This is a genomic window from Ornithinimicrobium avium, assembly GCF_003351765.1.
Lineage (GTDB): Bacteria > Actinomycetota > Actinomycetes > Actinomycetales > Dermatophilaceae > Ornithinicoccus > Ornithinicoccus avius.
Genome location: NZ_CP031229.1, coordinates 1,021,912 through 1,034,655, shown reverse-complemented (window position 1 = coordinate 1,034,655; position 12,744 = coordinate 1,021,912). Strand labels below are relative to the sequence as shown.

At 73.0% G+C, this 12,744-nt stretch carries 11 protein-coding genes; 5 read left to right on the top strand and 6 right to left on the bottom strand.

The window, feature by feature from the left end:
• Window positions 1–83 precede the first annotated feature (83 nt).
• The gene (locus DV701_RS04750) at window positions 84–287 is read left to right on the top strand and encodes a cold-shock protein (protein WP_114927294.1); all 204 of its coding nucleotides are present in this window, start codon (window positions 84–86) and stop codon (window positions 285–287) included.
• Between the two features lie 77 nt (window positions 288–364).
• Here DV701_RS04750 and DV701_RS18130 read toward each other — a convergent pair whose 3' ends face one another.
• A complete protein-coding gene (locus DV701_RS18130) occupies window positions 365–781 on the bottom strand; it encodes a universal stress protein (RefSeq protein ID WP_162802809.1) in 417 nt (138 codons plus the stop codon).
• Window positions 782–1,036: 255 nt separating this feature from the next.
• On the opposite strand from DV701_RS18130, the gene DV701_RS04740 reads away from it, so the two are divergent.
• From DV701_RS04740 to DV701_RS04725, 4 genes are read left to right on the top strand one after another with little or no spacing between them, the layout of a single operon-like run.
• Complete coding sequence (locus DV701_RS04740; protein WP_162802808.1) at window positions 1,037–2,428, top strand: radical SAM/SPASM domain-containing protein; 1,392 nt, start codon at window positions 1,037–1,039, stop codon at window positions 2,426–2,428.
• 2 nt (window positions 2,429–2,430) lie between these two features.
• Window positions 2,431–2,700 carry a hypothetical protein gene (locus tag DV701_RS04735; protein WP_162802807.1) on the top strand — a complete coding sequence of 90 codons (270 nt, stop codon included), beginning with the start codon at window positions 2,431–2,433 and terminating at the stop codon, window positions 2,698–2,700.
• A 7-nt stretch (window positions 2,701–2,707) separates the two neighbouring features.
• Window positions 2,708–3,988 (top strand): glycosyltransferase, encoded by a 1,281-nt coding sequence (locus tag DV701_RS04730; RefSeq protein WP_162802806.1) that lies wholly within the window; start codon window positions 2,708–2,710, stop codon window positions 3,986–3,988.
• 45 nt (window positions 3,989–4,033) lie between these two features.
• Complete coding sequence (locus DV701_RS04725; protein ID WP_114927290.1) at window positions 4,034–5,701, top strand: ABC-F family ATP-binding cassette domain-containing protein; 1,668 nt, start codon at window positions 4,034–4,036, stop codon at window positions 5,699–5,701.
• A 95-nt stretch (window positions 5,702–5,796) separates the two neighbouring features.
• Here the strand turns inward: DV701_RS04725 and DV701_RS04720 are convergent, their stop codons facing one another.
• The 5 genes from DV701_RS04720 to DV701_RS04700 form a co-directional block, all read right to left on the bottom strand.
• Window positions 5,797–6,510, bottom strand: coding sequence for an SDR family NAD(P)-dependent oxidoreductase (locus DV701_RS04720; RefSeq protein ID WP_114927289.1), 714 nt, complete (start codon window positions 6,508–6,510; stop codon window positions 5,797–5,799).
• Window positions 6,510–7,379 (bottom strand): FHA domain-containing protein, encoded by an 870-nt coding sequence (locus DV701_RS04715; protein WP_114927288.1) that lies wholly within the window; start codon window positions 7,377–7,379, stop codon window positions 6,510–6,512. Before DV701_RS04715 ends, DV701_RS04720 begins: the two co-directional genes overlap by 1 nt.
• 3 nt (window positions 7,380–7,382) lie before the next feature.
• Window positions 7,383–7,643 (bottom strand): hypothetical protein, encoded by a 261-nt coding sequence (locus DV701_RS04710; protein WP_202863634.1) that lies wholly within the window; start codon window positions 7,641–7,643, stop codon window positions 7,383–7,385.
• Between the two features lie 262 nt (window positions 7,644–7,905).
• Window positions 7,906–8,358 (bottom strand): Hcp family type VI secretion system effector, encoded by a 453-nt coding sequence (locus DV701_RS04705; RefSeq protein ID WP_114927287.1) that lies wholly within the window; start codon window positions 8,356–8,358, stop codon window positions 7,906–7,908.
• Window positions 8,359–8,368: 10 nt separating this feature from the next.
• Window positions 8,369–12,718, bottom strand: coding sequence for a DUF2272 domain-containing protein (locus DV701_RS04700; protein WP_114927286.1), 4,350 nt, complete (start codon window positions 12,716–12,718; stop codon window positions 8,369–8,371).
• Window positions 12,719–12,744: the final 26 nt, after the last annotated feature.

Here is a 12,744-nt window from a genome sequence, read left to right as displayed (position 1 = left end):
TGCCTGAAATCGAAGACACCTCCGGCGATCCGGAGGGCCGCACACGTGGGTCCCGACATACGATCAAGAATGAGGCAGCACCAGTGGCAACAGGCACCGTGAAGTGGTTCAACTCCGAGAAGGGCTTCGGTTTCATCGAGCAGGACGGGGGCGGCGCGGACGTTTTCGTTCACTACTCCGCCATCGACAGCTCCGGCTACCGTGAGCTCCAGGAGGGGCAGAAGGTGGAGTTCGACGTGACCCAGGGCCAGAAGGGCCCCCAGGCTGAGAAGGTCCGCCCGCTCTGAGTTGAGCTAGCACGACAACTTCTGACGACGAGGCCCCGCGCGAACAGCGCGGGGCCTCGCCGCATGTCCGGGGCCGCTCAGCCGCGCACCACGTGGACCGAGCACCGGGCGTGCCGCACGACGCCCGAGGCGGTCGACCCGAGGAAGAAGTGCTCCCAGCCAGGCTGAGCCGAGGCGATCACGATGCAGTCGTGGTCCTCCTCCTTGGCCAGGTCGAGGATCGCCCGGGTCGGGTGGCCCGAGAGCGTCACCACCTCGACGTCGGGAGCGGTGAAGTCCCGGGCCATCGCCTCCCGGACCGCGCGCTGGTTCTCCTCGACGACAGGGATGATCGAGGCCACCTCGGGGTAGAGGTAGCGGGGCATGTCCTCGAGCACCGAGACCACGGTGATCATGCCGCCGGGGTCGAGCAGCGAGCGCGCCACGTCCAGCGCGCGCCGCGCATCCTTCCCGTAGGAAGGGGCGATCGGGACCAGCACCTTCGAGTAGGTCACGGGGTCTCCTCTCCTGGGCTCCTGCACCTGCCGGGATTGGACGGCGCGGGACGCACCTGCTCTTCTACCATCTAGCGTAGTAGATGAGTCTCCGCGGAGGCCTGCTGCGGTCACGCCACGTCTGGTCTCGAAGGACTGGCGTGGTCTTGCGCGCGGATCCTCAGCGGACGTAATATGCCGTAGATCACAATCTCGTCCGAGGGGGCGGTCCTGATGTCGGTTTCGGGGGAAAAGGCCGGTACCGCTCTGGACCGCGTGATCCAGTCGTTGGCCGGGCTGGCGGACACCCTGCCCGACGCCGAGCGTGAGCTCCTGTACCCGGCGGTGCTCGCCCAGCTCGACCCCGCCGACCGGCTGCGGGCCAGCTCCGACTCGACGCAGCTCTTCAACCCCGCCGAGCTGCGTCTGGTCGAGCGCCTGGACGCAGTGCCCGTAGAGGTGCCGCCGCGTGGTCGGGGGCTCACCCTCATAGTCAAGGGCACGAGGCTGTGCAACCTTCGCTGCTCCTACTGCAACGACTGGCGCGCCGGCCCCGACCAGACCATGCGTCTGCCAGTCCTGGCGCACACGCTGCTCAAGGCTTTGCGGCACAGCAACCCTGCGGTGCTCGACGTCGTCTGGCACGGCGGCGAGACGACCCTCCTGCCGCGCCGGTTCTACGAGCGTGCACTCTACCTACAGTCGCGATTCCGCCAGCCGGGCACGATCATCCGCAACGAGATCCAGACCAACGCCACACGGATCGACGCGGAATGGGCCGCGTTCCTGGCCCGGCACTCCTTCTCGGTCGGCATCAGCCTCGATGGACCCGCAGAGATCCACGACCGCACCCGGCGCTACGTATCCGGCGCCGGGTCCTTCGCCGACGTGCTGCGCGGCGTGCGGGTGCTGCGCGACCACGGCATCGAGCCGTCCGTGCTGATGGTCCTGGACGAGGAGGCCCTGGCCCTCGGGCCGCGACGGATCTTCGATTTCTTCCTCGAGGCCGGACTTCCCCGCTTCGGGCTCCTCCCTGTCAAACCGCCCAACAACCCGTCCGCCGCCCCGGGCACGCCCGCCGACCGCTACGTCGACCCGCCGCGGTTCATGGCGTTCATGACCGAGCTCGACGACATCTGGCGCGAGCACGGCGACCCAGACGTCCACATCAGGGAGCTCGAGGTGCTGCGCCGCAAGGTCGCGGGCACCCGGCACCGGCCGTGCACGCTGGCGGGCGGCTGCCTGGGCGCCTACTACCTCGTCGAGCCGGACGGGCGGGTAGCGCACTGCGACCTGTTCCTGGGCGACGAGCGATACACCCTGGGCAACGTCCTCACGCAGGACTTCCTGTCGATGGCTGCGAGCCCCGCGATGGAGGCCCTGCGGGAGGCCAACGAGCATGCGCTGGAGGGGATGCGCAGGTGCCCGGGGTTCGACGTCTGCCAGGGCTGGTGCCCTCACGAGCGATACACCTCGGCGCGGCACAACCCGAGCCACCGTGCCGACTGCTGCGGTCTGCTGCCCCTCATCGACCACGTCCGTGCCCGTCCTGTCCCGCTCGACGCCGACGGCATCCCTCAGCCTCGTGACCTTCTTCCCGACCCGTGCACCGACTCCGGGGACCCTCCCCGGCGAGCAAGGCAGTTCCGTCCACGAGAAAGGGTGTGACCATGGAGAAGAAGGAGCCGGGCAACGTCGGAGACAGTCTCCTGCGCAAGCTTGAGGAGTTTGGCGGCACGCTGGGTGAGGAGGAGCGCGCGGCCTTCGTGCAGCTGCTCGGTGGTCAGGGCGCCCCCACGGTCGAGAAGGGCCGTGTGTCCAAGGAGGACTTCCGCAAGGCGCTGGATTTCCTGGCGGCCAGCAGGGCAGGCAGCTTCGAGGTCTCCCGCATGCGGGATGACGACGGCTTCTGGGCCCAGTGGGCCCAGCGGCAGTACTGACCGACCTGTGCTCGTCGCGCTCGGCCCGTCCGCCGAGCTGCACCGGGGCATCCACGGGTCGCTGACGGCGTCGCCTCCCGTCGGCGTCCGGTACGTCGACCTCCTCCACCGTCACCGGTTCCTGCTGCCCCGGGCAGCAGGGCCGGAGCGGAGGGACCCGTTCGCGCAGCCCAGCGTGCTCGAGCGGGTCCGTTACGAGGTGCCCCCGGCCGGTGCCGGGCTGACCGGCGTCCACTCCTCGCGGCTGCCCGTCGACGGGGGAGTGCCCTTCGTGGTGGACACCGACGATCTGGTCCTCACCCTCCTCTACGGCAGGCCCTTGGTCCGCGGTGGCCGGGCACTTCCGCCGTCGGACCACCCGGTCGTGCGTCGACGGGTCTTGCTCATGCTCGCGGCATACCTCGACGATGCCTGCGTCGGTGTCCTGTTCCGAACTCGCCGTGCGCTCGACGAGGCCCTCGACCTCACGCTCGACGTCGCCGGAGGCGCAGCGCACGACCGTCTCGAAGAACGTTCCGAGGTCGTCCGCCCCGCCGTGCCGCCCGGTCCTAAGCCCGCTCCCGCGCGACCGGACCACTGCCGGCCGGTGCACGTCGCTTTCGTCGGTGACGGCTGGGAGGACAAGGGGGGGCCGGAGGCCGCCCAGGTCATGGCCGAGCTCGTCCGCTGCCGCGGCAAGGAGGAGCTGCGTCTGAGCTGGGTCGGTCCATGCCCGGAGCCATGGCGCGGGCGGCTCGGCGCGGCGACCGTGCACGACCGGCTGCCCAGAGAGGACGTGCTGTCACTGCTGGCGGACGCCGACGTGCTGCTCGCTCCCAGCCGGTTCGAGAGCTTCGGGATGGTGCTCATCGAGGCCCTGGCTCACGGTGTCGTTCCTGTGACGAGCAGCGGACCGGGTATGGAGCACGTCACCGAGCTGCTTCCTCCCGGTCTGGGCATGCTCCTCGTGCCGACCGACCTGCCGCTGCACGAGCGGGTGTCGCGGCTGCTCGGGTCGGTCGAGACGCTCCTCGACCGACCCGACCTGCTCCTCAGCATGCAACGTGCGGCCTGGGACTGGGCCGCGACGGGGCCGCTGTCGCTGTCCACACGTGACGACGCCCTGACCACTCGCTACGCCGCCATGAGCGACCTCGTGGGCTCCGCCCCCCCGGTGGTCGAGCCCCGCAGGGGCGAGGTCTGGTGTGGCCTCTCATCCGAGGAGCTGTCCGAGGGCTACAGGACGCTGCGCGCCGGCGGGAGGCGCGTGCGGGTGACCGAGGTCGGCCCTTCGATCCGGTCGACGTAGCCCGGCCCTGCGCGCCCGCCTCTGAGGGGTGCCACACTGTCGGCCGTGAGCGCGACCATCCAGGCCAGGGACGTGGCCGTCGGCCACGGGGCCACCACTCTCTTCTCCGGCCTCGACCTGGTCGTCGCGCCCGGCGACGTCGTCGGGCTCGTGGGGCCCAACGGCGCGGGCAAGTCCACGCTGCTGCACGTCCTCGCCGGCCGCCGGACGCCGCAGACCGGTCAGGTGATCGTCTCCCCCCGCACGGCGCACCTCGGGCTGCTCACCCAGGAGCCGGACTCACCGGCGGGGGAGACCATCCGACAGTCGCTGGGCCGGCGGACCGGGGTGACCGGAGCCCAGGGGGCGCTGGACGCCGCCGCGCACGGGCTCGCCGAGCGGCCCGAGGAGGAGGCGAGCGGCACCGCATACTCCCAGGCGCTGGAGACCTGGCTGACGCTCGGGGGAGCGGACCTGGACGAGCGGGCCGAGGAGGTCGCCGCGCGGCTCGGGCTGGTGGTCGACCTGGACCGCGAGGTCCGCAGCCTCTCCGGCGGGCAGGCGGCCAGGGTCGGGCTGGCCGGGCTGCTGCTGTCGCGCTACGACGGCTATCTGCTGGACGAGCCGACCAACGACCTGGACGTGGCCGGGCTGGACCTGCTGGAGGAGTTCGTGCAGGGGCTGGACGCGCCGGTCGTGCTGGTCAGCCACGACCGCGCGTTCCTCTCCGCGACGGTCACCACGGTCGTGGAGATCGACCGCAGCCTGCAGCGGGTGCTCGCCTACGGGGGCGGCTACGACGCCTACCTGGAGGAGCGCTCGATCACCCGGCGGCACGCGCGGGAGGCCTACGAGGAGTATGCCGCGCGCCGCCGGTCCCTCGAGTCGCGCGCCCGGATGCAGCGCGCGTGGATGGACAAGGGCGTCCGCGCGGCCAACACCAAGCTGGCGCGGCGCAAGGAGAAGGACAAGAACGTCCGCTTCCACCAGCAGGCGACCTCGGAGAAGCAGGCGGCCAAGGCCCGGCAGACGCAGCGGATGCTGGAGCGGCTGGAGGAGGTGGAGGAGCCGCGCAAGGAGTGGGTGCTGCAGTTCTCCATCGCGCGGGCGCCGCGCTCCGGCGACGTCGTCGCGGTCTCGCGCGCGGCGGTGGTGCGCCGGGGCGGCTTCACCCTCGGCCCGGTCGACGTGCAGCTGGACCTCGGGGACCGGGTGGCGATCACCGGGCCGAACGGGGCGGGCAAGACGACCCTGCTGGCCCTCCTGATGGGTCGGCTGGCGCCGGACGAGGGGAGCGTCTCGGCGGGCTCGCGGGTGGTCGTCGGCGAGGTCGACCAGGCGCGCGACCTGCTGGACCGGCAGGACGCGCCGCTGGCGCGGGTCTTCGCCCTGGAGCTGCCGGAGTGGACCGACGCCGACCGGCGCACCCTGCTGGCCAAGTTCGGGCTGGTCGGGGACCACGTGGGCCGGCCCGCGTCCTCGCTGTCGCCGGGGGAGCGGACGAGGGCGGCGCTGGCGCTGCTGCAGGCGCGCGGGGTCAACCTGCTGGTGCTGGACGAGCCGACCAACCACCTGGACCTGCCGGCGATCGAGCAGCTGGAACAGGCGCTGGAGGCCTTCGACGGGACGCTGCTGCTGGTCACGCACGACCGGCGGATGCTGGAGACGGTGCGGCTCACCCGCCGCTGGGAGGTCGACGGCGGGCGGGTGACCGAGGTGCTGCCGGGGACCTGAGCGGCCGCTGACACCAGCCCGGTGCGCGCGGTCGGCGCCGGTGAGCAGCCCACCCCCTGCGCGCTCTCGGAGGTGAAGGAGGGGACCCGCAGGTCCTAGCTCTCAGGGGCGAACGCCTCGGGTCCCACCACGCTCTCCCGTGCGACGATCGCCCGCACCATCCTGCGGACGACCAGGTCGGGGTCCAGCCCGGTGGGCATCGCGGGCGGGTGCCCGGCGAGCGCCCTGCCGGCCAGGCCGGTCTCGGTGTGCGGAGGGCGCAGGTCCACCACGTCGACGCGGTCTCGCCGCAGCTCGCGGGCCAAGGACCCGCCCGCGGCGGCCAGGCCGGCCTTGCTCGCGCCGTAGGCGGCCATCCCGGGGAACGCCTGCTCGGCCACCACGCCGGTGATCTGGGCGACGAAGCCCTGGCTGGTGCGCAGCATCGGCACGACGCGACGCAGCAGCCACATCGGGCCGACCAGGTTGGTCAGCACGAGCTCCTCGGCCACGTCGTCGTCCAGGTCGGCGAGCGGGCCGAAGGCGACCACCCCGGCCGCGTTGACTAGGCCGTCGAGGCGGCCCTCGAGGTGCCGCTCCACGGCTGCCACGACCCGGTCGCCGAGCGTCTTGTCGGCCAGGTCGCCGACCACTGCGCCGGCCGCCCCCGTCAGGGGTGCGAGACGCTCCTCGTCGCGGCCCACCACGAGCACCGCGGCGCCCGACTCCCGCAGCTGGGCGACCAGGCGTGAGCCGAGCGCCCCGGTGGCTCCTACGACGGCGACGTGCGCCCCGGACAGGTCCCGCTGTCGGGAGTTCGTGGTCGCCATCACAGGTACCGTGGCCGTCGCTGGGGGCGCTGGCGGGCGAGCTCCCCGCCCTCGCGGCCGCCGTAGGGCCGGCCGTGGTCGGCGTACTCGTCGCGCACGTAGGTGAGCACGACCTCGCCGACCCGCAGCACGGTGCCGGTCCGCAGCACGGTGGGTGTCTGGACGGGGCGACCCGAGACCAGGACGGCGGCGCCGGCCACCGGCACCACCCGGTACTCGTCGTCGCCGGGGTCACGCTCGATGCGCAGGTGGCCAGGAGCCAGGTCAGGCAGCGTGAGGTCGTCCGTCTGCGCGCCGCCCAGGGTGGTCGTCCCCTTGCGCAGCGCCAGCACGAGGCGCTCGCCGCCGAGCTCGGGCGGCCGCAGGTAGTAGACCAGCCGCGGGTGTCCGCCACCGAGCGGGTCGTGCGTCGTGGTGACGCGCCGCCGGCGTGGTGGCGTGAGGGTCGGCGTCAGCGGCCACGGGGTGGGTGGAGGGACGAGCGCTGCCAGCGCCGGACCGTGGCCGCCGCCGGAGCGCAGCATCCGCACCGTCGCGAGCCGGTCGTGCACGGCCACGTGCGGGGAACCGGTGAGGGCCCGGTCCCCGATCCGCTGGCGGACCACGCCGAGGGAGACCAACCGGCCGGCCGGCGAGGCGACCTCCAGGGTCAGTCCCTCGTCGGCCAGGAGCCGCGCGAGGTCGCGGACCAGGTCCGGGGCCCGGCGCGGGGCTAGGCCGAGCGGCACCCGGTCCAGGCCCTCCAGCATGAGGGTCAGGGTCGATCCGCACCCTGTCAGGGTGGCGGACAACCGGCGGCCGGGGTCGTCGTCGGCGACCCCCGTGTCGACCTGCAGGGACAGGTCCGCATCCAGGTGGAGTGCGGTCATGGCTCAGAGGTTCTCCGTGCCCCGGTGCTCGTGGTCCTCGGTCGTGATCCGCAGCGTCCCGTTGAGCTTCCAGGTGGCTCGGGGCGCGTCCTCGCCGGTGTCCCGGGGGACCTCCACCGACATGTCGACGAAGCTGTAGTTGATCGCCGCGCCCTGGCCGGTGAGGTAGGACCACATCTCCTTGCCGAGGTCGGCCCAGGAGGCGTCCTGGCCCTGGCCGTCCTGGATGGTGCCGTGCGCCGTGGGGGTGAGCTGGTCGGTCATGGCTGCTCCTCGGGTGTAGGTCCTGGACGGGCTGTCCAAGGATTGTCCAAGCATAGAACCGCGAAACGGCGATGACAAGAGGGAATCATGTCCAATGTTTGTCAGTTTCCATGCCGGCGCCCCGCGCCCGGCCACGATCGCGCACCTGTCGGGTCGCGTGCTCTCACCGGGGCGTGGAGGGCTTGACCACGTCTTGCGCTGCCCCGGACGCCCCTCGACCATCACGTCCGTGGGTGGAACTGTGCGACCAGTGCGGCCGCCGTCAGGTGGGCGGCCCCCAGCCCGCGGTCGCCGTGACGTTCCCGGCCGACCAGGTCCAGGTGATCCGCTCGTAGGCGAACGACACGCTCTCCAGCGGCAGCTCGCCGTCCTCAGGGGTCTGCACCACGATCTGCACGACGACGGCCCGGCGCAGCTCCACGGCATACACCGGGACGCGGCGGCCGAGCCCGTCGGTGCCGAGCACCTCCAGCCGCCAGCTCGTGAGCACCGCGTTGCTCGCCCACGCCTCGGCGAGCAACGGGCTGGCGCGGTCGAGCTCCTTGGTGACCACGACGGGTGCGTGGCGGGGCGCGCCGCTGGCGCGGCCGGTGCTCGCGTCCCACGGGGTGGTCAGGGTGTGCCGCAGCTCCACCACCGTGATCGTGCCGCGGCCGCGCGGGTCGCCGCCGCGGACGGGACCGTGCGGTCCGACGAGCGTCAGCGTGGCGTCCATGGCGCCGGCCTCACGGCAGGGTGATGCCCTCGAGCGGGCTCGTGCGCACCCGCAGGACGGCGAAGTAGGGTCCGGCCGCCTGGTGTGCCGACGCGGCCGTGACGAAGCCGTCGACGAGGGCCACCGGGGCCTCGGCCACCGTCAGCCCCGTGCCCGTGCGGTTGCCGCCGCAGGCGAGCAGCTGGTGGTCGCTGCTCACCTCGGTGACCACGTCCACGTGGCTGGCCTCGGTGCCCTGGATGTTGTCGTAGGTGAGCGCGCTCGTCCCGGGACGGTTCTTGCACAGCAGGTCACCGACGTCCGGGCGCACCTCGTCGAGCTTGTAGAGCCAGAACGGGTTGGCCAGGTTCCTGGTCACGCGGTTCTGCTTGGCCGCGAGGACGTAGCGCGCGTGCAGCGTGCTACGGCCGAACGGGTCGCCGGGGATCCCGGCTGCCCGCGCCGCCTCCTGCACGCAGAAGCTGACGAAGCCCGCGCTCCACGCGACCGTGTCGCCCGCGGCCCCGGCGGCCCAGACGGCGGGGTCCGTCGCGTTGGCCGCCCTGCCGTAGGCCTCGAGGAAGGACAGGACGGCGGGGTCGCTCTCGGGACGGCCCGCCCAGGCGGCGAGCTCGGCCCGGGCGGTCGCGGCCACCTCGCGCTTGAAGGTCTCGGCCTTGGTGACCCAGTCGCGGAAGAGGTCGACCACGTCGCCGACGCCGGGGATCGACCCGAGGAGCCCGCCCAGCGAGTCGGGCACCAGGTTTCCCACCGCCGCGGGGAGCGAGCCGAAGGACGCCAGCTGCAGCGCGCCGACGGCGGACCCCACGCCGGGGCCGCCGCCGAGGGCGACCTTGAGCCCGTCCGGAGTGGCGGTCACGTCGCTGCCCGGTGTGAACGCGGCGGTCTTGAGCAGGTCGCCCAGGCCCTTCAGCCCGGAGCCGTCGCCGCCGAAGACGGGCATGGTCGAGGGCGCGGTGAGCTCGTCGAGGATCTTGCCGGCGGCCTCCTGCGCCTTCTCCGGGGGCACGGCCTCGGTGTCCGCGGCCTTCTTGACCGTGGCCAGCTTCTGGTTGGCCTCCTTGGTCTTCTGCGCGCTCGCGGCCAGCTCGGCCATCTTGAGCGCAGCGGCCTGCTGGCCGAAGCTCGTCGCCAGCCCGGCCGCGGTCTGCAGGCCCGCGGCGGCGTTGGCCTGCGTGCCCGCCAGGCCCGCCATGTCGCGGAAGGCGGCGCCGTTCTGCACCGCGCCCAGCGCCCCGGCCAGGCCGGACGGCGTGGGCGCCTCGGGCGCGTTCTGCAGGCTGATGATCGTCTGCGGCAGGGGCGTCGGTGCCGTGGTCATCGGCTCGGCGCGCCTCGACATCAGCAGCGAGGGGTCGAGGGAGCCGAGCTCGGGCTCGGGGTCCTCCAGCACCCAGTCCAGGTCGCCCTGGTGCTCCTCGAGGGCCACGCACGGGTCCATGATCGACTGCGCGTAGAGCCCGTCGGTCGGCAGCGCCACGTGCATCGGCTCGCTGTGAGCGCCGTTGTCGGCGTACCAGGCGTGCAGCTTCGCCGGGGTGTCCAGGCCGTCGAGGCCGAGGAAGGCCCCCGCCGAGACCCGGAACACCAGCGAGTTGCCGATGATCGCGATGGGGTCCCGCTCGACGACGGAGGCGACGCTCAGTCCGGCGGTCCCCGGGATGATCGCTCCGTCCACGAGCATGAAGACCCGGTTGCGGTCCATCTCCCAGACGATGCAGCTGTCGTAGAACTCGACGTGCTCGTTGAGGTGTCCGAGCAGGTCCTGAACCGCCCTGACCATCTCCTGCCGTTCGTCCCTGAGCTCCCAGGGGTCGGGGGGCTCGGAGCCGGACGCGCCGTTCGGGTCCACCACCCCGGTCTCGGCCGAGACGAGGTCGTCGCTGCCGGCCGCGACCCGGACGCTGCGCCGGAAGTGGTCGGTGTCGTAGGTGTAGCTGAACGACGTGACGTTGGCGACCGACCCGGGCGTCAGCGGGCGCGAGGCGACCACGTGCAGGTCGGTCAAGATCCGCCGGGTGAGCTGCTGCCCGACCGGTGGCCGCGCGGTGAAGTCGACGCGCACGCTGCCGTTGAACTGGTAGCGCGAGGCCAGCGTGAAGTCCGCCGCCAGCGGGGTGCCGCCGGCGGTGAGCAGGAGGGTGTCGACCCAGCCGGCCGCGATCCTCGGCGCCTGCTCGGCCTGGAACCACGAGTCCCGCGCGTGGTCGGCGAGCTCGCGCAGCCGGCCGAAGATCGACAGCGCCGGGCTGCCGAGGAAGGGGCGCAGCGGCGCCCACGGCAGCTCGTCGAAGACGTCGAGCGCCACGTTGGGGCGCTCGACCCCGAGCCGCATCGTCATCGACCCCCGCAGCTGGCGGATCGGCTGGTCGGCCCGGGCGCCGGGCGGGACGGAGGAGCCGGCGAAGCCGGTCAGCACGTCCCGCAAGTAGGTGAGCGCCGTGGTGTAGCGCGGGTCGCGGAGGTTCTTGCGGAGCGACTCGCGCCAGCGGTAGGCGCGGGCGAGGGTGAACGGCTTGACCGCGAACGGCACGAAGAGGCACTCGCGGACCGCGGCGAAGGCGGTCTCGAGCTTGAGGTGGCGCAGGATCTGGTAGTAGATCACCGTCAGCGAGTGGGCGTAGTTGGCGTTGCGCACCACTTCGACGGTGCCGGTGACCGTCTCCTCCTGGCTGACCTCGGTCACGACGACGCTGTCCAGCTTGCGGCGCGCGTCGGCGAACCGGCGGATCGTGTCGCGCAGCCGTTGCTCCTCGGCCGCCCGTGTCTGCCGGCCGCCCGACTGCGACGAGGCGCTCTGCGCGCTGGAGTGGCCGCCGCCGCCCCCGGCGACGAAGCCGGGGACCGCGAAGCCGAACCCGCCGGCCACGGCGCTCGTGCTCGACGACGACTCGCCGCGGGCCCACTCCGACAGGCTCGCCTCGACGCTGTCCTCGTAGGAGCGGTCGCGCGCGACCTGGTCCACCACCTGGTCCACGAGCTGCGTCGACTCCTCGCGCCGGGTCCGCTCGAGCCGCTCGAACTCGATCTTCTGGATGCGCCTGACCTGGCGCGGGGCCAGGGTGAGCGACCGGGCGACGGTGCCGAGGGAGTAGCCGTTGGACCGCCAGCGCATGCGGTACTCCAGGATGTGGCCGCGCGCGACCGTCGCGGCCTGGTAGCGCGACGCGTCGCCCTCCCAGTCCAGCGGGTGGCGGGCGTCGACGACGTGCCTCCCGCCGTCGGTGCGCAGCAGGCCGTCCAGGTAGTCGACCGGCAGCGAGGGCCGCACGACCGACGTCGCGCGGCCGAGGACCCCGGCCAGGGGGACCCGGAGGTCCGGGTCGAGGGCGGCACGGCGCAGCCGCGGGTCGTCGAGGTCGTCGCGGGTGGCGACCACGGGGTCGTAGTCGAGGACGGGGAAGGACGGGAAGCGCCGGGTCGGCTCGGAGCTCACGGCCGGCTGCTCCGCGCGCAGTATGACGTGGAAGGCCCGCTCCCCGAGGACGCGCTCGGGGCTGGAGAAGGGGTGGCAGAAGGCGCCGGGGTCCTCGCCGTAGACGTCCGGGTTGTCGGCCAGCTCGCGGTCGCTGGTCGCGAACGGGGTCCGGCCCGCCGGCTCGGCCCCGGTCGGGGCCACCGCGAACGGCGGCAGCGGCAGGGCCAGCAGATCCGGGCGGTCGGTGCCGAGGTCGTCCTCGACCGCGCCGAGCGCGACGTTGGAGCCGTCGGCCAGCCACCAGAGCCACGACGAGCCGGGCGTGCGCGGCATACCCAGGACGAACCCGCCGTCCACGCCGAGCGGGACGGGTGCCCAGGGGAGGGCCTCCACGGCCGGGAGGGTCGTCGGCTGCGCCTCGGCGGAGGTGGTCTGCGGCTGGGGGAGCTGGAAGAGGGACTCGAGCCCGAGCGCTGTCCAGTCGGCGACGGCGAACGGGGCGACCCGCAGCTCGGCGCTCGCGAAGCGCACCGGCACGGTCCCGACGGGCACCAGCCTGGCGCGGCGCACCACGGGCGGGTCCTGCACGTCCGCCTCGAGCTCGGGCTGCGCGACCGCCTTGACCTCCTCCTTGGTCAGGGCGACCTCGACCCTGTCCCGCAGCGGCGGTTCGAGCACGCGGCGCAGCCGGACGGAGCCGGTGCCGGTGAGCACGTGGAGCACCGCGGGCGCCTCCGGGTCGGCGTCGGTCAGCACGAGCGTCGCGCCGAGCTCGGTGGTCAGCTCGGCGGTGACGACGTCGACGACCCGCGCGCTCTCCCGCTCCGCACCCTCGGCATCCGCGTCGGCCGGGACCAGCCGGGTGTATGCCGCCTCCACCCTCCTGCGGGGCAGGCCCGCCGTCCCCGAGGGGGTGGTCAGCAGCAGCGTCACGTCAGGCATCGCGGCCTCCTTACCGGCACGGGCGC

Bases quoted from the DNA above. Each gene is read 5' to 3' on its own strand.
- DV701_RS04710 (WP_202863634.1), bottom strand. From the start codon at position 7,643: ATGACCGACCAGCTCACCCCCACGGCGCACGGCACCATCCAGGACGGC.
- DV701_RS04720 (WP_114927289.1), bottom strand. From the start codon at position 6,510: ATGGCGACCACGAACTCCCGACAGCGGGACCTGTCCGGGGCGCACGTC.
- DV701_RS04700 (WP_114927286.1), bottom strand. From the start codon at position 12,718: ATGCCTGACGTGACGCTGCTGCTGACCACCCCCTCGGGGACGGCGGGC.
- DV701_RS04705 (WP_114927287.1), bottom strand. From the start codon at position 8,358: ATGGACGCCACGCTGACGCTCGTCGGACCGCACGGTCCCGTCCGCGGC.
- DV701_RS04715 (WP_114927288.1), bottom strand. From the start codon at position 7,379: ATGACCGCACTCCACCTGGATGCGGACCTGTCCCTGCAGGTCGACACG.
- DV701_RS04735 (WP_162802807.1), top strand. From the start codon at position 2,431: ATGGAGAAGAAGGAGCCGGGCAACGTCGGAGACAGTCTCCTGCGCAAG.